This window comes from Marinobacter maritimus (assembly GCF_007671675.1).
GTDB classification, from domain to species: Bacteria; Pseudomonadota; Gammaproteobacteria; order Pseudomonadales; family Oleiphilaceae; genus Marinobacter; species Marinobacter maritimus.
In genome coordinates this window covers 238100-264853 of sequence record NZ_VCGW01000001.1, presented here as the reverse complement: position 1 = coordinate 264853, position 26754 = coordinate 238100, and the positions used below count along the sequence as shown (strand labels likewise).

Sequence of the window (26754 nt, the reverse complement as noted above, 5' to 3'; positions counted from 1 at the left end):
GCTCTTGAGTTTTGGAGTATGAGAGTGGTGGGAAGGCCCCTGCTCAGACCCGTTGCACAAAAGTCAGATATACATTCTCCCGAGATGGGGGGAGTCACCAGAACCGGAGTAATATTGAACACCAACGATTCCAGACAATTTGATTTACACCCGGCAGACCAGCGCAGGCTAACAACCCTTTGCGGCCAGTTTGATGAAAATTTGAAACACATCGAACGGCGCCTGCAAGTGTCCATCAGCAGAAGAGGCCACCACTTCCGGGTTGAAGGTGAAACCGAACACGTTGCCGCCGCAGTGGAAGTGATTCGGCACCTCTATCGGGAAACCGAAGCCACGGATGATATTTCACCGGATACCGTTCACCTCTATATCCGGGAAACCGGGTTTGAACGGCTGCCAGATGACATACCGTTCGACGGCTCCGTCACCATCATCAAAACCCCGAAGCTCACCGCCAAACCCCGCGGTGCGAATCAGCAGAAATACGTGCACAGCATTCGCTCCCACGACATCAATTTTGGTATCGGCCCAGCAGGCACGGGTAAAACCTGGCTGGCTGTAGCTTGTGCAGTAGAAGCTCTGAAAGACGAGCAGGTCAAGCGGATTCTGCTGGTGCGCCCGGCTGTTGAGGCAGGCGAAAAACTCGGCTTTCTGCCCGGCGATCTGGCTCAGAAGGTGGACCCGTATTTGCGGCCGCTGTATGACGCACTATACGAAATGCTCGGGTTTGAACACGTCACACGGCTGATTGAAAAGAGTGTGATCGAAATAGCGCCATTGGCTTTCATGCGTGGCCGCACGCTGAATAACTCGTTTATTATTCTGGATGAAAGCCAGAACACCACCCGAGAACAGATGAAAATGTTCCTGACGCGGATTGGCTTCGGGTCCACAGCCGTGATTACCGGCGACACCACTCAGATTGACCTGCCGCGCGGCCAGAACTCAGGGCTGATTCACGCAGCGGGGGTGCTTGATAAGGTCACCGGCATCGGATTTACACGCTTCGAGGCCAAGGATGTTGTAAGGCATCCTCTGGTTCAGCGGATCGTGGAAGCCTACGATTCGTTTGATGAAGGGAGCAACAAAGAGAGCGATCGTAAACGGTGAGTGAACTGACTGTCGATTTCCAGAACGTGTTCGACGGCCCCGGTGTGCCGGCGGAATCCCTGCTTCAGGCTTGGGCTCAGGCCGCCTGGTTGGAACAGAATCCATCCGAGGTGACTATCCGCATAGTCGGTACCGACGAGAGCCAGGCACTGAACCAACAATATCGAGGCAAGGATAAACCAACCAATGTGTTGTCCTTTCCATTTGAAGCCCCAGCCGGTATAACGGTGCCATTGGCCGGGGATCTCGTTATTTGTGCCCCGGTCGTTGAAATTGAAGCCAGAGAGCAACTCAAAGAGTTGTCTACACACTGGGCACACATGGTGGTGCACGGTATGTTGCATCTTCAGGGCTACGATCATATTGACGATGAAGACGCAGAGGCCATGGAGGCCCTGGAAATCCGGTTGCTGGCACAGTTTGGGTTCGGCAATCCCTACGCAGCAGAGGAAACGGTAAAAGACTCATGAGCGACGATCAGTCGAGTCGCAGTCAGGGCTCCAACAAGTCCTGGCTGGAGCGTATATCACATGCCTTCTCCAGCGGGCCAGAATCTGTCGAAGACGTGCTGGAAATATTACGGAGCGCCGAATCACAGGCGATCATCGATGTCGATGCCATGAGCATCATCGAAGGCGCGATGCAGGTGGTGGATATGCGGGTGGATGAGATCATGATCCCCCGCTCCCAGATGGTCACCGTTCGAGCTTCCCAGGATCCGAAAGAGTTTCTGGATGAGGTCATTTCGTCTGCTCACAGCCGATTTCCGGTGATTGGCGACAGTCAGGATGATGTCATCGGGGTTCTTCTCGCCAAAGACCTATTGCCACTGGCTCTCAATGACGACATGGACTGGTCTCATGTGCGCGAGATTCTGCGCCCTCCCACATTCGTTCCCGAGAGCAAGCGCCTGAACCAGCTACTCAAGCAGTTCAAGGAAAACCGCAACCACATGGCAATCGTTGTGGATGAGTACGGCGGCACGGCTGGCCTGGTGACTATTGAGGACGTACTGGAACAGATCGTCGGGGAAATCGAAGATGAACACGACTTCGATGAAGAGACCCATATCAAAGCCCGCGGCGATGGCTCTTACGCGGTAAAAGCAGTAACACCGATCGATGATTTCAACGAGTTCTTCGATACGGGGCTGGATGAGGAGGAGTTCGACACCATTGGTGGCGTAGTGCTCAAGGAATTCGGACACCTGCCCAGACGGGGCGAAACGGTTGAATTTGGCGGGCTGCGCTTTACCATTGCCAATGCCGATAATCGTGTCATCCGTCTGTTACAGGTAACCCGTAGTGAGCCGTGACGATTCAAAACCCCTGATTGCAGTAGCCCATTCTTTTTTCTCCAATCGCTGGTCACGTGCGGCGACGCTTTTGGTTGCCGGCGCCCTGCAAACCCTGACCTTCTCGCCCTTCCACTTTTGGTGGCTGGGGCCGGTTTCCATACTGCTTATTCTGCTGGTCACCCTTCCACTGCCGGCAAAAAATCTCTTCTTCGCTGGTTTGCTGGCAGGCCTGGGCCTGTTTGGTTCCGGCGCAAGCTGGGTTTACATCAGCATCAGTGAATTCGGTAATACGCCAATCCCTGTTGCGGTATTGCTCACCGTTGCCTTTGTGGCTGTGTTGGCTCTGTTCCCGGCTCTTGCATTCTGGTTCTGGGGCAAACTGGCGAAGAACAGCGCGATGCGGCGGCTCATTCTCTTCCCCGCCATCTGGATTCTTGGGGATTGGCTTCGTGGCTGGCTGCTTACCGGCTTCCCCTGGCTGTATCTGGGCACCGCCCACACCGATGGCCCATTGGCGGGGCTGGCGCCGATGGTTGGCGTTCATGGCCTCACGTTCTGGATTGCTGCAAGCGGTGCGGCCATATTTGCATCCGGCTGGCTTATCACCCGGCAACGCCACGCCAGTGCCGGTATCGTTGCGGCTGTGACTCTGATCCCCTGGCTTGTCGCCCCGGCGCTGAATCGCATTGACTGGACGGATATCAGCACTGAGCCCACTTCGGTGGCGGCGATGCAGGGCAACATTCCCCAGCTTATCAAGTGGGATCCGGAGTTCCTGAAGGATCAGATCGTGGCGTATCTGGGCATGACGGAACCCTACTGGGATACCGATCTGATTCTATGGCCCGAGACGGCCATCCCCATTCCTCAGGATCAAGCCGGGAAGATTATTGACCACATCAAGGAAAATCTCGGGGAAGAGAGCACGTTGATTACGGGTATTCCCTGGTACGGCTTTAGCGAGCGGGCCGACGGCTTTACCTATCACAACAGTATTACGGCCATCGGCAACGGCGAAGGAATTTATCACAAGCAGAAACTGGTGCCTTTTGGGGAGTATGTTCCGCTGGAGGGCGTCCTGCGAGGGCTAATCGGCTTTTTTGACTTGCCCATGTCGAGCTTTACAAGGGGCCCGGCAAATCAGGCGCCTTTAATCGCAAATGGCACAAAGGTGATGCCGTTTATCTGTTACGAAGTGGCTTATCCGGACTTTCTTGCCCGCAATGCGGTGAACTCGGATTTGCTGCTGACGATCAGTAACGATGGCTGGTTCGGGGATTCTGTGGGGCCGCTGCAGCACTTACAGATTGCACGCATGCGGGCGCTGGAAACCGGGCGCTATATGATTCGCGGTACGAACAATGGGGTGACGGCGATCATTGATCACAAGGGCCAGATAACATCGCGTATTCCGCAGTTTGAGCGGGCAGTGCTGACGGGTGAGGTGTTCACAGCCACTGGAAGTACGCCTTATATGATGACGGCTTCCTGGCCGGTTCTGACGTTGGCGTTGATTTTGATTGTGTTTGTTCGCGAGCGGGTTATTCCCAAGAGCTGATTCTGTTTGAGATTTGAGCCTGGTGCCTGCAGTCGAGGCAGTAACGGTTTTCAAAACACGCTGTTAATACCTCCCTGTACGCTCGGCTCCGCCATCCATGGCTCCGCACGGTTTTGAAAACCGCTACTGCCCCGACTGCTCAAACTTCAGGCGGGGCCTCCCTTTCTTTAAAGCCTGGGATCAGCTTTCTTTTCGCGGCCAACGACTGGTCACACGCTTGTAATATTGCGAACCGCAGGCATCGCAGGGTTCCAGGTGGCTGGTAGAGGTGAGGCACAGCATGTGCTCGCAATTCAGGCACTGAAACATGCCGGCTGTCGCAACCTCACCGGCGATGTACTGCCCGGCGCCGTGGCTTTCGAGTTTTTGCCGTAGCGACAGCGTGTCGACCAGAGTCTGGTCCGCCACCGACAGCAGGCGTTCAGTGAGACTGTTTTCCAGCAGTGATAGATCAAGCTGAAGCCACTCTGCGAGCCCTTCGCCGGTTTCATCCACAAAATGCATGAGGTGTTCCAGATCCCTCTGCAGGTAGGTTCCCAGGAGGCTGATTTCATCCCTGGTCATTTCCTCCAGTTCCTGCTCTACCTCTATTGCCTTATCAACCTCTTCTTCCAGGGTTTCCAGCGTGGTTTCCTGCACTGAGCGCAAGCGATTCTGCACTTGCTCAAGCATGCGGTCGTAGGCTTCAAGCGCCTGACCTGAGAGGTGACTTCTTTCCGGGGCCTTCATCGCATCTTCCTTTTTTGAATGCCATAACTCCATTGTGGGCCATCACCCGCAGCCCGACAAGCATGTGGCTGCGCAGAAGCGTCAGGCCGCTCTTTGACGGACTACCTGTTACGCCTTGTGTGCGCTAGAATGTCCGGCCGCTCCGCACATCATTTTTATACAGGGTAACTTTGGTAATGGCAGGTATGGACGAGCACTACAATCCCCGTGACGTTGAACACAATGCGCGCGCCTTCTGGGACGAAAACAAGACCTTTGAAGTCAGGGAAGATCCGGACAAACCGAAGTACTACTGCCTGTCCATGTTCCCCTACCCCAGTGGCAAGTTGCATATGGGGCACGTGAGAAACTACACCATTGGAGATGTAGTCTCCCGCTATCAGCGCATGCAGGGCAAGAACGTTATGCAGCCCATGGGCTGGGATGCATTTGGCCTGCCCGCTGAGAACGCCGCCATTGCCAACAAGACGGCCCCGGCAAAATGGACTTACGCCAACATCGAATACATGAAAAACCAGCTTAAACAGCTGGGTTTCGGCTACGACTGGAGTCGCGAGCTGGCCACCTGCAAGCCGGATTACTATCGCTGGGAGCAGTGGTTCTTTGCACGGCTTTACGAAAAAGGCCTGGTGTACAAGAAAATGGCCACCGTGAACTGGGACCCGGTCGATCAAACGGTTCTTGCCAACGAACAGGTTGTCGATGGTCGTGGTTGGCGCTCCGGCGCCTTAGTTGAGCAGAAAAAGATTCCCCAGTGGTTCATTCGCATTACCGATTACGCCGAAGAACTGTTGAACGGCATGGACGATCTGGATGGCTGGCCAGAACAGGTCAAGACCATGCAGCGCAACTGGATCGGTAAATCTGTAGGTACTGAACTAAACTTCCCTTTGAAGGACAGCGAAGACGGCCTCACTGTGTATACCACCCGCCCGGACACGCTGATGGGCGTGAGCTATATGGCGGTGGCTGCGGAGCATCCGCTGGCGAAAGCCGCCGCCGAGCGCCATGCAGATGTAGCGGCGTTTGTGGAGGAGTGCCGCAACAGCAAGGTGGCTGAAGCGGACATGGCCACCATGGAAAAGAAAGGTGTTGATACAGGATTCAAGGCTATCAACCCGCTGACGCATGAAGAGATCCCTGTCTGGGTCGCCAATTTTGTACTTACGGATTACGGAACCGGCGCCCTGATGGCGGTGCCAGGCCATGATGACCGCGACCACGAATTTGCGCTCAAGTATCGATTGTCAGTCAAACAGGTTATTGCGGCCACTGACGGCCGTGAAATCGATGTCCAGGAACAGGCTTTTACGGGGAAAGGTGTACTGGTCTCTTCCGGTAAATACACGGGCCTGACAAGCGACGAAGCCTTTGACGCCATCGCCGATCATCTGGAAAAGACCGGCATTGGCAAGCGCACCGTTAACTATCGCCTGCGTGACTGGGGTGTGTCACGCCAGCGCTACTGGGGTGCACCCATTCCCATGATGACCATGGAAGACGGCACGCAGCGCCCGGTTCCGGATGACCAGCTACCGGTTCGTCTACCGGAAAATGTTGAGATGGATGGCGTGCTGTCTCCTCTCAAGGCCGATCCCGAATGGGCAAAAACCTCTTTCAACGGCCAGCCCGCAACCTTGGAAACCGATACCTTCGACACGTTTATGGAGTCGTCCTGGTATTACGCCCGCTTCTGCAGCCCGAATTACGACAAAGGCATGCTGGACCCGGCGGCAGCAAACTACTGGTTGCCGGTAGATCAGTATATCGGCGGCATTGAACATGCGATCCTGCACCTTCTTTACGCGCGCTTTTTCCACAAGCTTCTGCGGGATGTCGGGCTGGTAAACAGCTCCGAGCCTTTCAAGCAGCTTCTGACTCAAGGCATGGTGCTGGCAGATACTTACTACCGCGATGATGAAAAAGGCGGCAAGGTCTGGATTGCGCCAGCGGATGTTATCGTCGAGCGAGACGAAAAAGGTCACGCAATCGGCGCTGTTCACAAGGAAGACGGACTGCCCGTTACCGCCGGTGGCGTTACCAAGATGTCCAAATCGAAGAACAACGGTATAGATCCGCAATCGATCATCGATGCTCATGGCGCCGACACCGTCCGCCTGTTCATGATGTTCGCGGCACCGCCAGAACAGTCTCTTGAGTGGTCAGACAGCGCTGTAGAAGGTGCTCACCGCTTCCTTAAGCGGCTGTGGCGTCTGGTGAATGAGCAGGTTGCAGGCGGAGCCGCTCCAGCATTGGATGTGAGTGTTCTCAATGACGCCCAAAAAGACCTGCGACGCAAAACCCATGAAACCATCACCAAGGTGAGCGACGATATCAGCCGCCGCCTGACATTTAACACCGCCATTGCTGCGGTAATGGAACTGCTGAACGATGTCAGCCGATTGAACAACGAAGAGCCACAGACCCGCGCCGCCCGCCAGGAGGCACTGGAAGCCGCCGTCGTGATGCTGGCTCCGATCGTGCCGCACATCTGCCACACCCTCTGGCAGGCACTGGGCCACAGCGATCCGGTTGTTGACGCACCCTGGCCGGCCGCCGATAAATCCGCCATGGTTCGTAGCGAAATACAGGTAGTTCTGCAGGTCAACGGCAAAGTGCGCGCGAAAGCAGATGTCCCCGCTGACATCAGCAAAGCCGATCTGGAAACGCTCGCTCTGGAAAATGAGAACGTTATGCGCTTTACCGAAGGCACTACCGTCCGCAAGGTTATTGTCGTGCCAGGCAAACTGGTTAACGTGGTGGCCAACTGATATGCAGCTCTGCACTCGGCATGACAATACAGCCTTGCGGGCTCTCATCATCGTGATGGCAGGCAGCCTGGGCGCCTGTGGTTTTCAGTTGCGGGGTGCACCGCCGGTTTCCTCTGCTCTGGAGCCTCTGGAAGTAGACTGTCAGGCTCCTGTGCCTGCATCTCTTTGTCTGTCGGTTCGCGAGCAGCTTGAGCTAGGTGGCGTGCAATTGGTTTCCGGTGAAGACGCAAACTTTCATCTAAAAATCCGGAACTTTGAACAGGATCGTCGCGCCAGCGCGATCACTGTTCAGGCCGCAGCTGCCGAGTACACGCTCAGACACTCCGTCGACCTTGAACTGACCAGTGCCGACGACGTTCCCATTATCGCCAGCACCCGCCTCACAACCACTGAAAGTTACCGGTACGATGAAACCAACGTGCTTGCCAAGCAACGGGAAGAAGATAGCCTTCAGCAGCAACTGAGCGTCCGTCTGGCGCAGCAGATCATCTTCCGCCTGGCACCCATCACGCCGGAGCGGTTGCAGGAAATTCGCGACAGCCAGCAGAAGACCACTCCTGCGGCCAACGCGCAACCTGCCAAACCATGAAGACAAACCCGGGCCAGCTGCCACAATTGCTTCGCAAGGGCCTTGCGCCGGTCTACCTGGTTTCCGGAGATGAGCCGCTGCTGGTGCAGGAATGTTGTGACCAGATCCGCAGCGCAGCCAGAGAAGCGGGCTTCCAAGATCGCCTGACCTTCCACGCAGACCAACAGCTCGACTGGAATATGGTAGGTGATGAGTTCAGTGCCATGTCCCTGTTCGCTGAACGGCGGCGCATCGAGATCCGCCTGCCCACAGGAAAATTGGGAGATGGCCGGGCGGTTCTTGAGAGGGTTCTGGCCCAACCTCCTGAAGATATTATCGTGCTGCTGATCAGCACCCGACTGGACGCGGCCGAAACCCGGCGTAAATGGTACAAGGAATTGCAGTCCAAGGGTGTACACGTGCCGGTGTGGCCCGTTGACGCGGACAAGTTTCAGGGCTGGTTGCAGCAGCGGGCGGGAAACCGTGGCCTGACCCTTACGCGTGGAGCCCTTGGCATGCTGGCAGAACGACTGGAGGGCAATCTTCTCGCTGCCAGCCAGGAGCTCGACCGGCTCGCATTATTAACCAATGGCAACACCATTGACGAAGAAACTGTTGAGCGGGCGGTCCAGGACAGTTCCCGCTTCAACGGCTTCGAACTGGTCACTGAGCTCCTTAGCGGCCGGGCACCCCACGCCGGTAAAATGATTGGGGTACTGCAACAAGAAGGGGAAAACCCGCTTGGCCTTCTGGCGGTATTAAGCCGAGACCTGAATCTGTTGCTTGAACTGAAGACAGCCGAGAACAGAACCGAGAACCCCTCCGCGTTTTTTAAAAAGCGGGGCGTCTTCCAACCTCAGCGCGCCCGTGCACTCGAGCAGGCGGCGCGGCGACTGAACCCTACCCATTTGCACGAAGCAGTGAAACTATGTAGCCAGATTGACCGCGCAGCGAAGGGCTTCGACGAGCTCTCTCCCTGGCACTACCTGCGGGATATGTCAGCACTCCTGGCGGTCAGATCCTGACATGGATCAAGTGCACCCGACATAGAGCCGTTCTTGCCTGCCCGTCACTTGACAGTTTTTCGGTACCAAGCGCATTGTTAGGGTATCGCTAACCCAAGGAGGCGCATGGTTATGGGCATTCAAGAAGAACTCAAAACTCTCTCGGATAAAATCAAACAGTATCGTGATGAAGCTCGTGTCCAACTTCATTTGGCTCGTCAGGATGTAAAAGACGAGTTCGATGAGCTCGAGCAAGAGTGGGATAAATTCAGAAACCGCTTCGATCAGGTAATGGACGGTGCAAACGACGCATCCCAGGAAGCACGTCAGACTGCAAAAAAAGTTGGCGAAGAGCTGAAAACAGGCTACGAAAACATTCGCAACAAAATGAAGTGAAAACGTTAAGCTGTTAACAGAACTCTACAAAAAGTTACCGTGAGGGCTCTTGCAATAAGAGTCCTTATGCCATAATCCTTTTCAGTAAGTGAACTGAGCGTCATTAATCACTAAAGACGCTTGCAGACACTGAGAGGTATTAATGGCGTATGAAAAATGTTTTTCTCACCCTTGCCGCGCTTGTTTTCCTGCTGACCACAACATTGGTTATCGGCCAGAATACTCGCTTCAGTGATCCGAAAACCGTCATCAAGGATCAATTCTGGGGCAATTTGTACGCCAACGGTGGCCAGTCTTTCTTCTGCGATGAGCCGTTTTCACGTAAAGGTTTCACACTGACGGAAGGTTACATATACCCTCTCGCCGATGTGCGTGATGCCCTGTCATGCGGCACCTCCCGCCAATGCGAACAAGACAACCGCTATCGCCAGATCGCTTCTGACCTGCACAATATAATCCCGGTCCGTACCCGTACAGAACTTCGTCGCCGCAATGCCCGCTACGAAGACCTTGGAGCCACCGTCAAAGAAAACGACTGTGGCATCCGGGAAAGCAGCCCATTCTTTGAGCCACCGGCCAAAGTGAAAGGCGATGTTGCCCGCAGCATGAGCTACATGGTCGGCACCTATGGCCTGCCTTGGCTGGGATCATCACGAGTATTCCAGAACTGGAACCGTGCGGACCCTCCAGACGACACAGAACTCTCGCGCCACAAACGAGTTGCTGAAATCCAGGGTAACGAGAACTCGTATATCACCGATCCGACACGTGTAGAGCGCCTTTAAAACCAAAAAAAAGCAGGCTCAGGAGCCTGCTTTTTTGCCACCTTCCTGAAGAATCAGAACTCTTCGGCGGTAAGCGCCATCATGGAGTCACTTCCGCTGCGAATGCCTTCAGCAAGTGAAACCGTTTTCGGCAACAGGCGATCGTAGTAGAAACGCGCGGTTTTCAGCTTCCCGCTATAAAAGCCCGATGTATCATCGCCAGCCTTTGGCGCAGCCGCCTTCACAATACGCGCCCACATGTAACCCAGCGCAGTGAGGCCAAACAGATCGAGGTAGTCCACTGAGGCCGCACCAACGGCATCGGGGTTGTCCGAAGCCTGCTTGATCACATGCTCAGTAACGTCCGACAAGCGCTCAAATGCTGCTGCAAGTGGCTCCAGATAGGGGCGCAAGCTCTCCTCACCGCTGTTTTCCTCAATGAAACCTGCTACGTCTTCAGCAAACAGCTCATACAGTTTACCCTGGCTACCTACGACCTTGCGACCAATAAGATCCAGCGCCTGGATGCCGTTGGTGCCTTCGTAGATTTGTGTAATACGGCAGTCGCGAACCAGCTGTTCCTGACCCCATTCACGGATAAACCCGTGGCCGCCAAGCACTTGCTGCCCCATGATACAGGCGTCCAGACCCCGATCGGTCAAAAATGCTTTCGCCACCGGCGTCAGCAGTGCAACCATGCCTTCTGCGTGTTTACGGCGATCCTCTTCTGCGGCATCCGCATATTTGGAGATATCCAGCCACTGCGCCACATACGTTGAAAAGGCGCGACCGCCTTCGACGTAACCTTTCATGGTCAGCAGCATGCGGCGCACATCCGGGTGCACCAGAATCGGATCTGCCGCTTTTTCAGGCTGCTGTGCACCAGTAGGCGCGCGGCTCTGAATCCGCTCCATGGCGTATTCCCGTGCGCTCTGCAAGGAAGCTTCTGCAGCACCGATACCCTGAATACCTACACCCAGGCGCTCGTAGTTCATCATGGTGAACATGGCGTTAAGGCCTTTGTTCTCATCACCTACAAGCCAGCCCTTGGCGCCATCAAAGTTCATCACACAGGTTGCCGAGCCTTTGATGCCCATCTTTTTCTCGATGGAGCCACAACTCAAACTGTTACGCTCGCCGAGAGACCCGTCATCGTTCACCATGAACTTGGGAACCAACAACAGAGAAATACCTTTGGGACCCTTCGGGGCGCCGGGCAGCTTGGCCAACACCAGATGAATAATGTTCTCCGCCATGTCGTGCTCGCCCCAAGTGATAAAAATCTTGGTGCCAGTCAGGTTGAACGAGCCGTCACTATTGGGTTCGGCCTTCGTGCGGATAATACCCAGATCGGTTCCGGCGTGTGGCTCTGTCAAATCCATAGCCCCGGTCCAGACACCTGAGTACATGTTAGGGAGATACTTTTCTTTTAATTCCTGGCTGCCATGCGCATCCAGCGCAAGACAAGCGCCAGCAGTCAGCATCGGCGCCAGACCGAAGGCCATGTTCGCGCCCTGCATCATCTCTTCAAACTGCGCCACCAGGGTTTTGGGCATGCCCATGCCGCCAAACTCAGGGTTTCCGCCAAGTCCATTCCAGCCGCCTTCAACGATCGTCTGGTAGGCTTCTTTAAAGCCATCTGGCGAGGTTACTTCGCCTTGGGCCCATTTGCAGCCCTGCTCGTCCGCTTCGCGATTCAGGGGTGCCAACACGCCACTGGTAATTTTACCGGCTTCTTCAAGAATCGCATCGGCGGTGTCGGGATCCACATTTTCCGCTACTTTGGGCAGAGACGCCCATAAAGCCGGCGCATCAAATACTTCATTCAGTATAAAACGCATGTCACGCAGGGGTGCCTGATAATCAGCCATCAACTCTCTCCAATTTCAAAAACAGTCCAATTTCGAAACAGTCCAAGTTCAAAACTTGTCTGTGCAGGCAGCTTACGAGTGCAAAGCAAGCTCGCCTGCTCACGCAGTGTGTCGTGGTTTATATTATTTGATTGTCGAATATTCTACCGTAAAACCAACCGTAACTCATGAAAAAAGCCCGGCTCCTGAGGGAGCACGGGCTTATCTGACCGGTTAACCTTGAACGCTCTCTGAAATCAGATTGCGAAGGCTTCTTCCGGCATATCCAGCAGGGTGTCGGCACCCGCCAGCATGGTCACAGCGTGAGTCTTGGTACGCGGCAACATGCGGGCAAAGTAGAAGCGTGCAGTCTGCAACTTGGCGTTGTAGAACATCTCTTCACCAGTGCCTTCAGCCAGTTTGTCCTGCGCGATCTTGGCCATACGAGCCCAAAGGTATGCGAATACCGCATAACCGGAGTACATCAGGTAATCCACAGATGCAGCACCGACTTCTTCGCGGTTCTTCATGGCGGTCATGCCCACTTTCATGGTCAGATCGCCCCACTCCTTATTGATCGCGCTCAGCGGCTCAATAAATTGCTTCATCTGTTCGTTATCGGCGTTCTCTTTGCAGAACTGGTGCACCTGCTTGGTGAAGCCCTTGAGGGACTCGCCCTGAGTCATTAGCACCTTGCGACCCAGAAGATCCAGCGCCTGGATACCGGTTGTGCCCTCGTAGATCATGCCAATACGGGCATCGCGCACGTTCTGCTCCATACCCCACTCGGAGATGTAACCATGGCCACCAAAGACCTGCATACCCAGGTTGGCTGCTTCGTAACCAATTTCGGTCAGGAAGGCCTTGGCAATCGGAGTCAGGAAACCAAGCAGCTCGTCGGCTTCTTTGCGCTCTTCCTCAGACCTACCACGCTCAACGAGGTCCGCCTTTTGCGCCGTCAGATAGATCAGTGCTCGAGCACCTTCTGCAACGGCTTTCTGAGTCAGCAGCATGCGGCGAACGTCCGGGTGCACAATAATCGGATCAGCATAACCTTCCGGGTTCTTGGCACCGCTCAGTGAGCGCATGGCCAGACGGTCTTTGGCGTAGGCCAATGATCCCTGGAAGCCCATTTCCGCTGCACCCAGGCCCTGAATGGCCGTACCAATACGAGCCACGTTCATGAAGGTGAACATACAGTTCAGGCCCTTGTTCTCTGGCCCGATCAGCCACCCTTTGGCGCCGTCGAAGTTCATCACGCAGGTCGCGTTACCGTGGATACCCATTTTGTGCTCCAGAGAGCCACAGGATACCGCGTTACGCTCGCCGGCAGAGCCATCTTGGGCAGGCACTGACTTGGGCACGATAAACAGGGATATGCCCTTGGTGCCTTCCGGTGCACCTGGCAAACGCGCCAGTACAATGTGAACGATGTTATCGGTCATATCATGTTCACCGGCGGAGATGAAGATCTTGGTGCCGGTAATGCTGTAGGAGCCGTCCGCGTTGGGCTCTGCCTTTGTGCGCAGGGTGCCCAGATCCGAGCCACAGTGGGCTTCGGTCAGGCACATGGTGCCAGTCCATTCACCACTGATCATTTTGGTAAGGTAAGTCTGCTTCTGCTCTTCCGTACCATGCGCTTCGATGGTGTTTATTGCGCCGTGGCTAAGGCCGGGGTACATGCCCCAGGACCAGTTGGCAGTGCCGTTCAGCTCGCTCATCACGATGCCTAGCGAATCCGGCAAGCCCTGACCACCATAGTTGGGATCAGCCGCCAGTGACGGCCAGCCACCTTCAACAAACTTGTCATAAGCTTCCTTGAAGCCAGTCGGTGTTTTTACACCGTCTTCGCTCCAGATACAGCCCTCCCTGTCGCCAACCGCATTCAGCGGCGACAGTACCTGCTCAGCAAACTTCGCACCTTCCTGGATAATGGCATCAACCATATCCGGAGTTGCGTCTTCCGCGCCTTCCAGATTGGCGTAGTGGGCCTCGCTGTCGAGCAGCTCGTTCATTACGAATTTGATATCACGCAGGGGCGCTTTGTACTCAGGCATGTAAACCACCTCGGTTTTCGGTCTTGGCTGAAAAGATATAACAGCTTGTGGCCTTGGGTTTGCTCAGACGCTACAACTTTGTGTGATGCAGCATTAATTAAACACTTGTTTGAAACATACGTTTAGAGGCACAGAATTGTCAATAGCCCGGCAAACAATTTATGTAGAGATTGGTGACCGGCACACGTTTCACAGGGAGGCCTGAAACCCACAAACCAGCTGCGTAAACCACGCCTGCCCGCGTGATGCAGAGTAATGAGACATTCAGGGAGTGTTGACGACATTCGCCTGACGAATCAGCAGGCTGAATAACTGTAAGGTCAGGCCGAAATCGGTAGAAACCCGACCTCGGACGAGTTTGCGCCTGGCCCGTAGCCAGCAACGTTCTGATAGGTAGCTCTGGCCTGCCGCCCGGTTCCGGAAGCGTCTTCAGAAACGTCTCCCCGAGAGCGTGCAGAGGCATCTTCGCCATCGTTATCTGATGACTTTTCCTGCGGATTGGGGGAGGTCTGTCCCGAAGCAAGCTCCGACTGAGCCTGCAGCAACACCTGCATTGCCTGTGCTGCAACGGCACGATCCTGGCCCGACGGCTCCGCTGGCGCCATCGCAGCAGCACGCACCACTCGCATTTTTTCGATGGTTGCCTGGGGGTTTCCATTGACGGGCGATATATCAATAGACACCTCGCCGCCAACCGCGTATTGAGCGCCGTCGGGGCCCCGCTGATAGGTAAACGACATGCCGCCTGCGTATTGACCACCGACTGCCTGGTGCGCTGCCTCATGAGCGCGAACTTCACGGTCCCGGGCTTTGAGCTCGGTGAGCTCTTTCAATTCTGCTTCATCCAGTCCGCCCGCTTCTTTACCGGGGGCTTCTGTTTCATCGGTTTTGCGGCTGGCATCCGCAGCTTCGCTTTCATCTGCAGCACGGACGGCCTGGCTCCCGGTTTCCGAAGGCGCCTCACCTTTCGCATTCCCGGTACTACGCGATTCGCGAACAGCAGGACTTACAGAGCTGGATGACAAGTCAGACGGAGCGCTAGCGGGAGTGCTTCCCGAACGGGTTCCAGTGGAATAGGGAGAAAGATAGGAAAGAGGTGAAAGCGGGCTCACGTCATCAGAACTCAGACCATAATGTCCAAAAGCGTACCGAGGGTCTCGTCAGCGGCTTTCACCACCTGTGCCGACGCTTCCACGCTACGCTCGTACAATTTCAGATCGATAATGGGCTCAATCAGACTATTCCCACTCCCGCCACTACCTTGAGGGCCGTCAACGCCTGCGCGGGCAATTTTACGGGCGGCGTTTTCCATGCCGTACATACCGTCCTGGATACCTTGAATGCCAATTGCGAGCGTATTATTGATCATGACTGCGGCTTCCCGTGACCATTAATTGACACCATTAGGCCACATCATTGTTCAATTTTCAAACAGCACATCTACGTCAAGATAGCCACTCAGAATTTCCGGCTCGGCGCCTTCAATCCAGGGTATAACACCAAGACAGGGAGCACCGATATGTTCCATAAGATAATCCAGTGTTTCCTGCTCGCAACTCATTACTGCAGGTTCCGCGTGGTTAGCCACCCACCCTGCCAGCACTAGTCCATCGTTGCGAATAGCCTCCGCAGTTAGCAGCGCCTGGTTAATGCATCCAAGCCTGAGAGCAACCACAAGAACCACCGGCACACCGAGCTCCCGGGGTACCGCCGAGTAGGTTTCCCGTTCATTCAGCGGAACTCGCCAGCCGCCCGCACCTTCAATCAGCAAAAGATCCACCGGGCGCATTTGCATGCCACGACAGAACCCCACCAGGCGGCCCGCCGAGACGGTGCGCCCGGCCTGCGCGGCTGCCACATGAGGTGCAATGGCCGGCTCCAGCGCAATAGGGTTAACAAGATCGTAGGCAAGCGTTTCAGTGGCCGCTTGCTGAAGAATCAGTGCGTCTTCATTACGCAGCCCCTCTGGTGTGTTTTCGCACCCGGAGGCAATGGGTTTCATCCCCAGCGCGCGCTTGCCTGCTGTTTTGGCGGCTTCCAGAATTGCCGCAGACACCATGGTCTTGCCAACCTCTGTATCTGTACCTGTCACAAAAACCGTTTTTTTAGCCATACATGCCTGCCTGGATCACTCTTTTTCAATCTGTGCCTTATGGTTGTTACCACGGCACGACCAGAAAACCCAGGCGGCCTCATAGCTCGCCACAACGCCGCCATCAGGCTCTACCGGATAATGCCGGCACATGGCGCGCAACCGCCCTGGGGCTGTCATGGACCTGCGCCTGCTGGCATCTTTGTAGCCCGCACCCAGGTGCTTGAGCTCTGCCGCCAACGTGAGCGGGGAGGCATAAGGTAACCGCAGGGTTTTTGTTTCGATTTCAGCTCCCGGCAACTCTTGTGATACAGCCTCCCGAAGCGCGGCCTCAGACTCGAAGCGGTTTATATGATTCTGGCCGGGGTCCGCATGCTGCCAGGCCTGATCCAACTCCCTGAGAGTCCCATCAAGAAGCGTTGATACCACTAACGTGCCTCCGGGCCTGAGCACCCGCCGGCACTCTCGCAGAACCTGCACTGGAGCAGCACTCCACTGGATCATCAGGTTACTGAATATCAAGTCACAACTCTGGTCCGGCAGAGGGATCGCCTCAGCATCCGCAACAGTCCAGATGATGTCATTCGGGGCGCTTGCGCTGGCGTGTTCTATCATGCCGGACGAAAGATCCATACCCGTCAGGGACACAAAGTTTCCAACGCCAGCCAGCTTGCGAGTATACCAGCCGGTGCCACAGCCGAGATCGAGAGCGCAGCCCGCCATGCCAGCCTGACACTGAAGCCTCTCGAACATCGCATCGCCCATCAGGCGCTGCAACCGGGAAGCGCTGTCATAGGTCGTCCTGGCATTACCGAACTCTCGAGCTATATCGGCTTTACTTGCCGGGCGAGTGTCAATCGCACCCAGGGCACTCATGACTTCTCGCTCAACGACTGGAAAAACGTTTCGATCACTGCGCGGCAATCGCCAGCAAACACGCCACCAGGCCAATGGGCCATGCCGGGGATACTAATTTCAATAGTAGCGGGCGGGGTTTCCAGAGCGCCAGCCCAGGTTGCCACCACCTGATCGCACGCCCCCGTAATATGAAGAACAGGAACGTCAACCTGAGACCACAGCAAGCGCTGATCCGTTTGTTGTAGCCAGTTAAGGCTTTTCATCAGATTGCCCGGTGATACCGGCGGCCCCTGATCGAGCCAGATTTTGAGGCGCTGGCGCTCAGCCCGACCCTCTGCCGCGCCACTTATCATCAGCAGCAGGAAGTGAACCCAATAACGCTCGCTCTCCCGGCTCAGGCCCCGCCTGAACACATCAAACTCATCTTCCGACATGCCGTTGAGCCAGCGTTCGTCTGCGATAAACTTCGGAAAACCTGCAAGCGTGATCGCCGCAGAAACCGCCGCGGTGTCCCGACTCGCCGCCTCCATAACAATCTGAGCCCCCAGAGACCAACCCATCCAGACGGACGTTTCGGGATACCGTGATAGTAATTCATCGGCTACGTCAGCCACCGAATCACAGCGTGCTATAAGACTGTCATTCAGGGGCACCAACTCAACAGTACCTGGCCAGAAGCCATACAGGTCTGCCAGCATTTCCGCGCGAACACCCCATCCGCCAACGACGACAAGGCGTCCAGCCATTGGTGGAAAACTCATGACACGACATCCTTGCGATGCAACAAATGCCGGCAATCAGACAGCGCCTGCATCAGGCAATTCAGGTCGCCGTGTGAATGAGCCGCACTGAGCGTAACCCGCAACCGCGCCCCCCCTTCAGGTACCGTTGGCGGCCGGATAGCGGTCACCAACACCCCACACTCTTCAAGCGCCTGGCTCAACGCCAGGGCCTCGCGGTTACCCCTGATCATAATCGGCTGAACGGGCGTTCGCGAGGGCATTAGTTCATAGCCCAAAACAGTGGCCTCCTGCCGGAACCGTTCAATCAGACTCTGCAGGTGAGTTCGTCGCTCATCACCATGTTCAATCAGGTCAAGACTGGCACAGGTTGCCAGCGCGAGCGCCGGAGGCATCGCCGTGGTGTAAATGTAGGTTCGGGCCTTTTGCACCAGATAGTCCATCAGCACCGCCGGCCCAGCCACAAACGCACCGCTGGTGCCTGCAGCCTTCCCTAATGTTCCTATAAGAATCGGGACATCTTCTTCAGACAAACCGAGCTCCGCCACACTCCCCCGCCCGTGCGGCCCAAGAATCCCGAAACCATGGGCATCATCAACCACAAGCAATGCCCCATGATCCCGGCAAACCTGCGCCAGTTCCTTTAGGGGCGCCACATCGCCATCCATACTGAACACACCGTCGGTAACCACCAACTTGTGACCTGAAGTCTCAGCAAGGATGGCCGCAAGCGACGAAACATCTCCATGGGCATACCTGCGCACCTTCGCCCGGCTCAGAACACAGCCATCAATAATAGAGGCATGGTTCAGACGATCCGAGAAAATCGTGTCCCCACGCCCCGCCAGGGCTGAAATTACACCCATATTGGCCATGTAGCCGGTGGAGAAAAACAACGCCGAACTGCGCCCGGTAAACGCTGCGAGACGCTCTTCCAAAAGGTGATGCGCGTCATGATGGCCGCAAACAAGATGGGAAGCCGCACCACCCAGCCCTATTTCCGGCAAGGCATTCCGGAGCGCTTCTATATTGGAAGGGTGGTTAGCCAGGCCAAGGTAGTCGTTGCTGCAAAACGAAAGTAATCGCTTACCATCGGCGATTAAAACCGGCTGCTGGGGGCCTGAAATCTGTCTGCGTGTCCGGTAAAGCCCCGCCTGCTTCCGTTGTTCTAGTTCTGACGCAAAATCCCGCATGGTGCTTGCCCCAAAACTAGGCGGATTCCCGAGTAGCGTCATAAAACATGTGCCGCGTGGCCTCATGCTCCAAAGCCGCGACAATCACCTCTTCATCCTGCGCCTCAGATGCACACTGCCCCCGCTGCTCAGGCCGGATCCCCAAACGACGGAACAAAGCCATATCCGCGTCCGCTTCCGGGTTCGACGTCGTCAGCAACTTCTCACCATAAAAAATGGAATTGGCGCCCGCCAGGAAACACAGCGCCTGCATCTGTTCATTCATCGTTTCCCGACCTGCAGACAAACGCACATGAGAGGCAGGCATCATGATTCTGGCCACCGCAAGAACGCGAATAAACTCGAACGGATCCAGGTCCTCCACATCTTCCATGGGCGTTCCCTTCACCTTCACCAGCATGTTCACCGGCACACTTTCCGGGTGGTGTGGCAGGTTTGCGAGCTGAACCAGCAAGCCAACCCGGTCATCTTCTTCCTCACCCATACCCATAATGCCGCCACAACACACCTTCATGCCTGCGTTGCGAACGTTAGCAAGGGTATCCAGCCGATCCTGATAGGTGCGAGTGGTAATGATGTGGCTGTAGTATTTCTCGGAGGTATCCAGGTTGTGGTTGTAATAATCCAGACCAGCCTCTGCCAGCTCTTCTGCCTGCTCGGGTTTCAACATACCCAGTGTCATACAGGTTTCCAGGCCCAATGACTTTACTTGCCGGACCATATCCAGCACATAGGGCATATCCTTCGCAGCCGGGCTACGCCATGCGGCGCCCATACAGAAACGCGAAGCACCTTTTTCTCTCGCGGCACGGGCTTCCGCAACCACCTTCTCAAGCTCCAGTAACTTTTCCTTTTCCAGACCGGTATTGTAATGACCGCTCTGGGGGCAGTATTTGCAGTCCTCCGGACAAGCTCCGGTTTTGATCGACAGCAAGGTACTTACCTGAACCTCATTAGGATCAAAATACTGCCGGTGCACCGACTGGGCCCGGAACAGAAGGTCATTGAAAGGCAGCTCAAAAAGTGACCGAGCTTCCTGGAGCGTCCAGTCGTGGCGTATTGATGTGGCAGTCATGTAAAAGTCCTGTTAACCTTTTTCGGTCGCTTGGTTTACGGATGAATCAGATGATAAAGGGACTGGATTGGCTGTCAACCTTAAAATCAATATCGGTTAACAGCGGGAATACCAAAGGCCTATGCGTCGGCTGCCTTTCCACCAACGCTTTCAGAGGCTTATGCAAGTTTTGTGAGGCCGATCTTCCTGTAAACCGATGGCACTGTCACAGCTGCGCCTTGCCTCTGGCGCATTCCGGTGATCGCCATCTTTGCGGCGACTGCCTGACATCGCCACCTCCTTTTGATCGCTCTCTCATCCCCTGGCGCTATCAATATCCGGTCGACAGCATGATCAGCCGTTACAAATACAGCGGCCAGCGCAAATTTGCCCGGCCATTGATTGCAGGCTTTGCGGATTATCTGGCACCCACCCTCCAGGATTGCGGCCGTTCAAAACCGGACATGCTTATCCCCTCACCCATGCTCCCTGGGCGCCGTCGCAAACGCGGCTTCAATCAGGCCAGGGATATTGCAGAAAGCCTGGGCCATACACTGAACATTCCAGTTCGCACCGACGTCGTTCGCCGTACACGCAAAGTCCAGGCCCAGCGAGGGCTGGGGAGAGAAGCCAGGCTGACGAATATGCACGGTGTTTTCGAGGTATATAAGGCAGTACCAGAGCGGGTCGCCATCGTGGACGATGTGGTCACAACAGGCGCAACGATGCGGATTCTTGCTTCGGTTTTAAGGGAGGCAGGAGCACAGGAGATTCAGGTTTGGGCACTGGCGCGAACACCAGGCTAGGCTGGCTTGGTTTATGCCAGTTTGCTCTTCACCAGATCGGCAATGGCGAGGCAAGACGTCAGCCCCGGCGATTCAATGCCAAAAAGATTTACCAGCCCCGGAACACCATGCTCCTCGGGGCCATCAACTCTGAAATCAAAAAAGCCGCCCTCTGCGTCTTTCAACTTCGGTCGAATGCCTGCGTAAGCTGGCTGAAGACGCTCAATCTCAAGGTCGGGCCACCACTGCCTGATCCCCGCTGCAAACGCATGCACCCGCTCGGGATCGACCGCATAGTCTTCTCGCTCGATCCACTCTACATCGGGACCAAAGCGCGCCTGCCCTGCCAGATCAAGAGTAAGGTGAACACCCAAGCCTCCTGGCTCGGGCACCGGATAGATCAGATTGCTGAAGGGATGGCGACCGCTATAGCTGAAGTAGACGCCCCGGGCGAACCATTGAGATGGCCGCTGTTCATCGGGAAGCCCCACCCAACTCCGGGCCAGTGGCACCGCTCCCAACCCGGCGGCGTTAACAAGGTTCCGGACTTTGAGTGTGCATGGCATAGCGCCAGCGACCTGAAGCAGATGGCTATCTGCAGCCGATTCAACGTACTCGACCGGAGAGCGAAGCACCAGGGAGCCGCCCGCATCTTCGAGTTCGCCCAGCAACGCGAGCATAAGGCCATGAGTATCCAGTATGCCCGTTTCCGGTGACCATAACCCGGCAGTGACACGAACTTCCGGCAGCTTCCGTGCAATGTCCTCACCGCCTACCAGAGACAGAGGCACAGCATTGGCTGCAGCGTGCGACTGAATGCCTTCAAGCAAACGGTTTTGCGCATCACTGGTGGCAATAATCCATTTACCACTCTTGCGATACCCTACCTTTCGGCTTTCGCAGTAATCGTATAGTTGCTTGCGACCTTCCACACACAAACGGGCTTTGAGTGAGTTCTCCGGATAATAGATCCCGGCATGGATCACCTCACTGTTTCGTGACGAGATGCCTTCGCCAAAGTGGTCTCCTGCCTCCAGAACAACCACATCCCGGCCTGCCTGAGCCAGAGCCCAGGCAACCGCAAGCCCCACAACACCCGCGCCAATAACAGCGGTATCCACTTCCAGATGATCGCTTGTCACGAGATAAACCTGCTACCTGTTGCCTGCCGGTTGAACGTTTCCAATAAACAGAAACCGATGAGGCTTACGTTAACTCAATCCTGTACACGCAGGAAGCCAATGAAACATCCAGGGCCCGCATTACGGGAGGGCTGCCAAGCAGGTATACTAGGGCCCAAATTTGCAAGCCTGGCCTCGCTTTATGATGAATGTATCACCCCATCCATACGATGCCCTGACGCCAGACGCAATTCTGGACGCCATGGAAGAGGCCGGTTTTGCGGTGAGCGGCCGTCTGTTTGCCCTGAACAGCTATGAGAACCGGGTTTATCAGATTGGGGTGGATGAGGGCGGCCCGGTAATCGCCAAGTTCTATCGCCCTGGGCGCTGGACAGAAGAGCAGATACGGGAAGAGCATGAATTTACCCGGGAGTTGCTGGTAGCGGATATTCCTGTCGTCGCGCCCCTGATAATGCCATCCGGCGATACACTCGCAAAGCACGGTGACTTTTTTTTCACAGTCTTTAATCAACGCGGTGGCCAGGCCCCTGATACAAGCGTTACCGACACCCTGTACCGGCTAGGACAGTGGCTCGGGCAGATACACAATATTGGCGCTCTGAGGCCTTTTCAACACCGTGAGCCTTTATCACCTCTGGATGGCATTGAAGCGAGTAACCAGCTGCTGCTCGAAGGTGACTGGATCCCAAAGGATCTTCGGCCAGCCTGGGACAGCCTGATCCCGGATTTACTGACCCACTGCCACGCCCGCATTGCAGACGCCGGAGACAGTGAAACGCTGCGACTGCACGGCGACTGCCATGCCGGTAACATATTGTGCCGTGATGAGCAGATGCTCTTTGTGGATCTGGACGATTGCCGCTCCGGCCCTGCCATTCAGGACATGTGGCTGCTACTGAACGGGGAAGACATTGAGCGCGGCGCGCAGCTGGGCGAACTGCTGGAAGGCTATGAAATGTTCCGGGATTACAATCGCCGCGAGAGACATTTGATTGAGCCTTTGCGCTGTTACCGCCAGATCAGCCACTGCGCCTGGCTTGCAAAACGCTGGGATGACCCTGCGTTTCCGCGCTTTTTCCCATGGTTTGCCCAGCCCAGATTCTGGTCAGATCAGGTGCTGTCGCTGAGAGAACAGCTGGCAGCTCTGCAAGCACCCTCTATCGCACTTCCCGGTCAATACTGACCATTCATTTACGTTGAAAATGAGGTAGGCATGAGCCAGAACGAGGCCCGTTTCACCATCCGAAGCTTGTTTGTGACCGCTCTGGTCACGATCATCGGTACTGTACTGGTACTTGAGGTCAGCGGAAGCATCAAACATTCGGACAATAAGGATCATGTGCCGGTGGGCGATTTCCAGGCGATTCATATAACGCCGGGCGAGACCTTCCGCATGTCACCGAAAGCATCCGAACTCCACGCGGCCTGTGAAAATGGCTATCTGGCCGTCGCTGCAGATGTCGATCCGTCCTTCCGTGGAATTCTTGTGGATTACAAGAACCGCGGCGTGCGCTGTTACCGACCCTCGGCCACTGCCCCGGCTGTCGTGCCGCAGGAGGAGAAGCCTGCTCAACAAGAGAAACCCGCCAGCGATGAGTAAGAACGACCGCTCAACTGAGCAACAAACAGACCGTCTTTTCGCCACGGAACGGCAGCCAGAAGACTTCCGGTTCGATGCGGCGGTTGCCCGCGTATTCCCGGATATGATTCGTCGCTCCGTGCCCGGGTACACCACGATCATACCGATGATTGAAGTCATCACCGAACAGTATGCTCAAGCCGGATCCAATTGCTATGACCTGGGTTGCTCACTGGGCGCGTCTACCCTGGCCATGCGTCACGGTATTTCGTTCGATAGCTGCTCTCTGGTTGGCGTTGATAATTCTGAAGCGATGATCGAGCGCTGCGAGCATTACATTGCATTGGACGATCACTCACTGCCTGTCAGTCTTCGCTGCGAGAACATTCAGGATACGGAACTTGCGAACGCTTCCGTAACGACCCTGAACTTCACCCTGCAGTTTGTTCCGCCTGAGCAGCGATGCAGCCTTCTGAGCCGGATTGCCGAGGCCACCCGGCCCGGCGGCGTGCTGATCCTTTCGGAAAAAATCCGCTTCGATTCCGAGGATGAGCAAGCTGCGCAGACGCGCCTCCACCATGAATTCAAGCGCGCCAATGGTTACTCGGACCTGGAGATCAGCCAGAAACGCAGCGCCATTGAGCAGGTACTGATTCCCGAGACGCTTGAAGCACACAAACAGCGCCTCAAAAACGCAGGCTTTGATCGAGTTTTCGTCTGGTATCAGTGCTTCAACTTCGTATCCATGCTGGCTATCAAGGCCAACTGAACCCCATACGGAGAGCAAACAGACCATGTCGAATTTTGACTGGAAAACCTGTTTCGGCCAGCTTCTGGCTGAATTGGACGATACAGGCCAGGCCAGCTGGGCCGAGATCATCAGAACCCAGCTGATCCGTCGTTTTGATGAAACACCCCATGGCGACCTGGCTCGTTGGCAGAAGGCAATGGACAGTCTCCCTGATATTTCCTGGACAACATCCGAGCTGAATACCTCTGCGATTACCCTAGGCTCAAAGGCTACCTTGAGCCTTGATCAGCAACAAGCGCTTGAGAGCGGGCTAAGGGGACTTATGCCTTGGCGCAAGGGGCCTTTTGACTTCTTCGGCACCCTCATTGATACCGAGTGGCGTTCCGACTGGAAATGGGACCGGGTTTCACCTTACCTTTCTGACCTGACGGGCCGCCGCATTCTGGACGTGGGTTGTGGCTCGGGTTACCACTGCTGGCGCATGCTGGGCGAAGGTGCAGGACGGGTGATCGGTATTGATCCCGGGTTGCTGTTCCTGTTCCAGTTTCTCAGCGTAAAGCGTTACCTGCCTGAGACTCCTGTCGATCTGCTACCAATCCGCGTGGAAGACCTTCCTGAAGGGCTCGAAGCCTTTGACACTACCTTCTCTATGGGCGTGCTATACCATCGCCGATCACCTCTAGATCACCTGCTGGAGCTTAAAGGCACCTTGCGCAGGGGGGGCGAGCTCGTGCTCGAAACTCTGATTGTAGATGGCCCTGAAGGCTACAGCCTGATGCCCGAAGACCGTTACGGACAGATGCGCAACGTATGGTTTTTACCGAGCTGCGCCACACTGCTGCGATGGCTGGACCGCACTGGATTTCGCAACGCCCGGGTTGTAGATGTGTCGGAAACCAGCACTGACGAACAACGCAGCACAAACTGGATGCGCTTCAATTCCCTTCAGGATTTTCTGGACCCGAACGACCTTACAAAAACCATCGAAGGCTATCCCGGGCCAAAGCGCGCCACGATCATTGCGGAGAAACCCTGAACATAAAAAGAGCACAAAAAACCCGCTGTGCCGATTAAGGCAGAGCGGGTTTCTGAGACTCTTAACGCTTAACAGTCAAAAGGGTGGCGCAGGACAATCGTTTCAATACGGTCCGGGCCGGTGGAAATAATGTCGATTGGCGCTTCAATCTGTTTTTCCAGAAAATGGATATAGGCTTTGGCGTTTTCCGGCAACTGATCGAGTTCAGTCAGACCGAATGTACTTTCGCTCCAGCCCGGTAGCTCTGCGTATACCGGCTCGATATCCTTATAGCTGTCGCAACCGATCGGCGGGCGAGTAATTTCACCGTCTGGTGTTTTATAGCCCACACAAACCTTGACGGTTTCCAGCCCGTCAAGAACATCCAGCTTGGTCAGGCAAATACCGGACACGCTGTTGATTTGGATGGCATGGCGCAGGGCAACGGCATCAAACCAGCCACAGCGGCGGGAACGGCCAGTTGTTGTGCCAACCTCATTGCCTTTGACCGCCAGATGCTGCCCCATTTCATCAAAAAGCTCGGTTGGGAACGGGCCAGAGCCCACACGAGTGGTGTAGGCTTTTGTGATGCCCAGCACATAGTCGAGGTACAGAGGGCCAAAACCAGAGCCTGTCGCGGTGCCGCCAGCAGTCGTATTGGAAGAGGTTACGTACGGGTAGGTTCCCAGATCTATGTCCAGCAAGGAGCCTTGGGCGCCCTCAAACATGATGTCCTGACCGCGCTTGCGATAGTCGTGGAGCAAATCCGTCACGTCGGCCGCCATGGGCAGGATTTCTTTGCCCATCTCCATCAACTCTTTCAAAGCCGCATCAATATCCTCAGCTTCTTCCTTGAAGTACTCCGTCAGCACGAAGTTGTGATAGGACATGATTTCCCGCAGCTTCGCCTCGAAGTCTGCAGGGCTGTGGAGGTCCCCAAGACGAACACCACGGCGAGAGACTTTGTCTTCATACGCCGGACCTATGCCCCGGCCGGTGGTACCAATCTTGTCATTGCCTTTGAGGCGCTCGCGAGCCTGGTCAATACGCACGTGAGTGCGCAGGATAATCGGGCAAGCCAGGCTGATACGTAGCCGATCGCGGACCGCCACGCCAGAAGCTTCCAGCCCACGAACTTCCTTCAAAAGGGCCTCTGGCGACAAAACCACACCGTTACCAATCAGGCACTGAACGTCCTGCCGGAGAATGCCGGAGGGAATCAGGTGCAGAGCCGTTTTCTTGCCGTCAATGACCAAGGTATGGCCCGCGTTGTGGCCGCCCTGAAAACGAACCACCGCTGCAACTTTTTCAGTCAGCAGATCGACGATTTTACCCTTGCCTTCATCACCCCACTGGGTACCCAGCACAACAACGTTTTTACCCATGATTCTCTCTCAATGCGCACACGGTATGGCGTGCGTCTTGCAAATTTGGCAAATGT

Annotated in this window: 26 protein-coding genes; 14 read left to right on the top strand and 12 right to left on the bottom strand. The window is 55.5% G+C overall.

Annotated features, from left to right (window positions below; translation table 11 throughout):
• The first annotated feature begins 114 nt into the window (after positions 1-114).
• The 4 genes from FFI90_RS01230 to lnt are packed head-to-tail and all read left to right on the top strand — an operon-like array spanning position 115 to position 3965.
• Complete coding sequence (locus FFI90_RS01230) at positions 115-1110, top strand: PhoH family protein (protein WP_144775765.1); 996 nt, start codon at positions 115-117, stop codon at positions 1108-1110.
• Positions 1107-1580, top strand: coding sequence for an rRNA maturation RNase YbeY (ybeY, locus tag FFI90_RS01225; RefSeq protein WP_144775763.1), 474 nt, complete (start codon positions 1107-1109; stop codon positions 1578-1580). The genes FFI90_RS01230 and ybeY overlap by 4 nt, the downstream gene beginning before the upstream one ends.
• The gene (locus FFI90_RS01220; RefSeq protein WP_144775761.1) at positions 1577-2425 is read left to right on the top strand and encodes a CorC family transporter; all 849 of its coding nucleotides are present in this window, start codon (positions 1577-1579) and stop codon (positions 2423-2425) included. The genes ybeY and FFI90_RS01220 overlap by 4 nt, the downstream gene beginning before the upstream one ends.
• Positions 2415-3965: an apolipoprotein N-acyltransferase gene (gene lnt, locus FFI90_RS01215; RefSeq protein WP_425463070.1), complete on the top strand. Its 1551-nt coding sequence runs from the start codon at positions 2415-2417 to the stop codon at positions 3963-3965. Before FFI90_RS01220 ends, lnt begins: the two co-directional genes overlap by 11 nt.
• 180 nt (positions 3966-4145) lie before the next feature.
• Here lnt and FFI90_RS01210 read toward each other — a convergent pair whose 3' ends face one another.
• Positions 4146-4694, bottom strand: a complete 549-nt coding sequence (locus FFI90_RS01210; RefSeq protein ID WP_144775759.1) for a zinc ribbon-containing protein — start codon at positions 4692-4694, stop codon at positions 4146-4148.
• Between the two features lie 185 nt (positions 4695-4879).
• On the opposite strand from FFI90_RS01210, the gene leuS reads away from it, so the two are divergent.
• The 5 genes from leuS to FFI90_RS01185 all read left to right on the top strand — a co-directional run bounded on the left by leuS (position 4880) and on the right by FFI90_RS01185 (position 10218).
• Complete coding sequence (gene leuS, locus FFI90_RS01205) at positions 4880-7465, top strand: leucine--tRNA ligase (RefSeq protein WP_144777170.1); 2586 nt, start codon at positions 4880-4882, stop codon at positions 7463-7465.
• Between the two features lies 1 nt (position 7466).
• A complete protein-coding gene (locus FFI90_RS01200; protein ID WP_144775757.1) occupies positions 7467-8054 on the top strand; it encodes an LPS-assembly lipoprotein LptE in 588 nt (195 codons plus the stop codon).
• A complete protein-coding gene (holA, locus tag FFI90_RS01195; protein ID WP_144775755.1) occupies positions 8051-9058 on the top strand; it encodes a DNA polymerase III subunit delta in 1008 nt (335 codons plus the stop codon). Before FFI90_RS01200 ends, holA begins: the two co-directional genes overlap by 4 nt.
• A gap of 111 nt (positions 9059-9169) precedes the next feature.
• Entirely contained in the window at positions 9170-9433 is a 264-nt protein-coding gene (locus tag FFI90_RS01190) for a hypothetical protein (RefSeq protein ID WP_144775753.1), read from the top strand.
• A gap of 149 nt (positions 9434-9582) precedes the next feature.
• Entirely contained in the window at positions 9583-10218 is a 636-nt protein-coding gene (locus FFI90_RS01185) for an endonuclease (protein ID WP_144775751.1), read from the top strand.
• Between the two features lie 53 nt (positions 10219-10271).
• Here the strand turns inward: FFI90_RS01185 and FFI90_RS01180 are convergent, their stop codons facing one another.
• The 9 genes from FFI90_RS01180 to bioB all read right to left on the bottom strand — a co-directional run bounded on the left by FFI90_RS01180 (position 10272) and on the right by bioB (position 20062).
• Positions 10272-12068, bottom strand: coding sequence for an acyl-CoA dehydrogenase C-terminal domain-containing protein (locus FFI90_RS01180; protein ID WP_144775749.1), 1797 nt, complete (start codon positions 12066-12068; stop codon positions 10272-10274).
• 236 nt (positions 12069-12304) lie between these two features.
• Positions 12305-14104 carry an acyl-CoA dehydrogenase C-terminal domain-containing protein gene (locus FFI90_RS01175; RefSeq protein ID WP_144775747.1) on the bottom strand — a complete coding sequence of 600 codons (1800 nt, stop codon included), beginning with the start codon at positions 14102-14104 and terminating at the stop codon, positions 12305-12307.
• A gap of 320 nt (positions 14105-14424) precedes the next feature.
• Positions 14425-15129, bottom strand: a complete 705-nt coding sequence (locus FFI90_RS01170) for a putative metalloprotease CJM1_0395 family protein (RefSeq protein WP_144775745.1) — start codon at positions 15127-15129, stop codon at positions 14425-14427.
• 98 nt (positions 15130-15227) lie between these two features.
• Positions 15228-15473 (bottom strand): flagellar biosynthesis protein FlgE, encoded by a 246-nt coding sequence (locus tag FFI90_RS01165; RefSeq protein WP_144775743.1) that lies wholly within the window; start codon positions 15471-15473, stop codon positions 15228-15230.
• 51 nt (positions 15474-15524) lie between these two features.
• The gene (bioD, locus tag FFI90_RS01160; protein WP_144775741.1) at positions 15525-16217 is read right to left on the bottom strand and encodes a dethiobiotin synthase; all 693 of its coding nucleotides are present in this window, start codon (positions 16215-16217) and stop codon (positions 15525-15527) included.
• Positions 16218-16232: 15 nt separating this feature from the next.
• A complete protein-coding gene (bioC, locus tag FFI90_RS01155) occupies positions 16233-17072 on the bottom strand; it encodes a malonyl-ACP O-methyltransferase BioC (RefSeq protein ID WP_144775739.1) in 840 nt (279 codons plus the stop codon).
• Complete coding sequence (locus FFI90_RS01150; RefSeq protein ID WP_246123265.1) at positions 17069-17815, bottom strand: alpha/beta fold hydrolase; 747 nt, start codon at positions 17813-17815, stop codon at positions 17069-17071. Before FFI90_RS01150 ends, bioC begins: the two co-directional genes overlap by 4 nt.
• Positions 17812-18987, bottom strand: coding sequence for an 8-amino-7-oxononanoate synthase (bioF, locus tag FFI90_RS01145; protein WP_144775737.1), 1176 nt, complete (start codon positions 18985-18987; stop codon positions 17812-17814). Before bioF ends, FFI90_RS01150 begins: the two co-directional genes overlap by 4 nt.
• A gap of 16 nt (positions 18988-19003) precedes the next feature.
• On the bottom strand, positions 19004-20062 hold the full coding sequence (gene bioB, locus FFI90_RS01140) for a biotin synthase BioB (protein WP_144775735.1): 1059 nt from the start codon (positions 20060-20062) through the stop codon (positions 19004-19006).
• A gap of 218 nt (positions 20063-20280) precedes the next feature.
• On the opposite strand from bioB, the gene FFI90_RS01135 reads away from it, so the two are divergent.
• Positions 20281-20847, top strand: a complete 567-nt coding sequence (locus FFI90_RS01135; protein WP_246123263.1) for a ComF family protein — start codon at positions 20281-20283, stop codon at positions 20845-20847.
• Between the two features lie 11 nt (positions 20848-20858).
• Here the strand turns inward: FFI90_RS01135 and FFI90_RS01130 are convergent, their stop codons facing one another.
• Positions 20859-21968 carry an NAD(P)/FAD-dependent oxidoreductase gene (locus FFI90_RS01130; protein WP_144775731.1) on the bottom strand — a complete coding sequence of 370 codons (1110 nt, stop codon included), beginning with the start codon at positions 21966-21968 and terminating at the stop codon, positions 20859-20861.
• Between the two features lie 181 nt (positions 21969-22149).
• On the opposite strand from FFI90_RS01130, the gene FFI90_RS01125 reads away from it, so the two are divergent.
• Genes FFI90_RS01125 through cmoB form a run of 4 tightly spaced genes read left to right on the top strand, consistent with a single transcriptional unit; the run spans position 22150 to position 25334 of the window.
• On the top strand, positions 22150-23151 hold the full coding sequence (locus FFI90_RS01125) for a serine/threonine protein kinase (protein WP_144775729.1): 1002 nt from the start codon (positions 22150-22152) through the stop codon (positions 23149-23151).
• A 30-nt stretch (positions 23152-23181) separates the two neighbouring features.
• Complete coding sequence (locus tag FFI90_RS01120) at positions 23182-23568, top strand: PA3694 family proteiin (RefSeq protein WP_144775727.1); 387 nt, start codon at positions 23182-23184, stop codon at positions 23566-23568.
• A complete protein-coding gene (cmoA, locus tag FFI90_RS01115) occupies positions 23561-24316 on the top strand; it encodes a carboxy-S-adenosyl-L-methionine synthase CmoA (protein WP_144775725.1) in 756 nt (251 codons plus the stop codon). The genes FFI90_RS01120 and cmoA overlap by 8 nt, the downstream gene beginning before the upstream one ends.
• A 25-nt stretch (positions 24317-24341) precedes the next feature.
• A complete protein-coding gene (gene cmoB, locus FFI90_RS01110; RefSeq protein ID WP_144775723.1) occupies positions 24342-25334 on the top strand; it encodes a tRNA 5-methoxyuridine(34)/uridine 5-oxyacetic acid(34) synthase CmoB in 993 nt (330 codons plus the stop codon).
• A 68-nt stretch (positions 25335-25402) separates the two neighbouring features.
• On the opposite strand, the gene FFI90_RS01105 is transcribed toward cmoB, so the two are convergent.
• On the bottom strand, positions 25403-26698 hold the full coding sequence (locus tag FFI90_RS01105; RefSeq protein WP_144775721.1) for an adenylosuccinate synthase: 1296 nt from the start codon (positions 26696-26698) through the stop codon (positions 25403-25405).
• Positions 26699-26754 lie beyond the last annotated feature (56 nt).

Bases quoted from the DNA above. Each gene is read 5' to 3' on its own strand.
- bioF (WP_144775737.1), bottom strand. From the start codon at position 18,987: ATGCGGGATTTTGCGTCAGAACTAGAACAACGGAAGCAGGCGGGGCTT.
- holA (WP_144775755.1), top strand. From the start codon at position 8,051: ATGAAGACAAACCCGGGCCAGCTGCCACAATTGCTTCGCAAGGGCCTT.
- bioB (WP_144775735.1), bottom strand. From the start codon at position 20,062: ATGACTGCCACATCAATACGCCACGACTGGACGCTCCAGGAAGCTCGG.
- FFI90_RS01180 (WP_144775749.1), bottom strand. From the start codon at position 12,068: ATGGCTGATTATCAGGCACCCCTGCGTGACATGCGTTTTATACTGAAT.
- FFI90_RS01125 (WP_144775729.1), top strand. From the start codon at position 22,150: ATGATGAATGTATCACCCCATCCATACGATGCCCTGACGCCAGACGCA.
- FFI90_RS01220 (WP_144775761.1), top strand. From the start codon at position 1,577: ATGAGCGACGATCAGTCGAGTCGCAGTCAGGGCTCCAACAAGTCCTGG.
- cmoA (WP_144775725.1), top strand. From the start codon at position 23,561: ATGAGTAAGAACGACCGCTCAACTGAGCAACAAACAGACCGTCTTTTC.
- FFI90_RS01185 (WP_144775751.1), top strand. From the start codon at position 9,583: ATGAAAAATGTTTTTCTCACCCTTGCCGCGCTTGTTTTCCTGCTGACC.
- bioC (WP_144775739.1), bottom strand. From the start codon at position 17,072: ATGAGTGCCCTGGGTGCGATTGACACTCGCCCGGCAAGTAAAGCCGAT.
- FFI90_RS01200 (WP_144775757.1), top strand. From the start codon at position 7,467: ATGCAGCTCTGCACTCGGCATGACAATACAGCCTTGCGGGCTCTCATC.
- leuS (WP_144777170.1), top strand. From the start codon at position 4,880: ATGGACGAGCACTACAATCCCCGTGACGTTGAACACAATGCGCGCGCC.
- FFI90_RS01175 (WP_144775747.1), bottom strand. From the start codon at position 14,104: ATGCCTGAGTACAAAGCGCCCCTGCGTGATATCAAATTCGTAATGAAC.
- FFI90_RS01105 (WP_144775721.1), bottom strand. From the start codon at position 26,698: ATGGGTAAAAACGTTGTTGTGCTGGGTACCCAGTGGGGTGATGAAGGC.
- FFI90_RS01150 (WP_246123265.1), bottom strand. From the start codon at position 17,815: ATGAGTTTTCCACCAATGGCTGGACGCCTTGTCGTCGTTGGCGGATGG.
- bioD (WP_144775741.1), bottom strand. From the start codon at position 16,217: ATGGCTAAAAAAACGGTTTTTGTGACAGGTACAGATACAGAGGTTGGC.
- FFI90_RS01210 (WP_144775759.1), bottom strand. From the start codon at position 4,694: ATGAAGGCCCCGGAAAGAAGTCACCTCTCAGGTCAGGCGCTTGAAGCC.
- FFI90_RS01120 (WP_144775727.1), top strand. From the start codon at position 23,182: ATGAGCCAGAACGAGGCCCGTTTCACCATCCGAAGCTTGTTTGTGACC.
- FFI90_RS01165 (WP_144775743.1), bottom strand. From the start codon at position 15,473: ATGATCAATAATACGCTCGCAATTGGCATTCAAGGTATCCAGGACGGT.
- FFI90_RS01190 (WP_144775753.1), top strand. From the start codon at position 9,170: ATGGGCATTCAAGAAGAACTCAAAACTCTCTCGGATAAAATCAAACAG.
- cmoB (WP_144775723.1), top strand. From the start codon at position 24,342: ATGTCGAATTTTGACTGGAAAACCTGTTTCGGCCAGCTTCTGGCTGAA.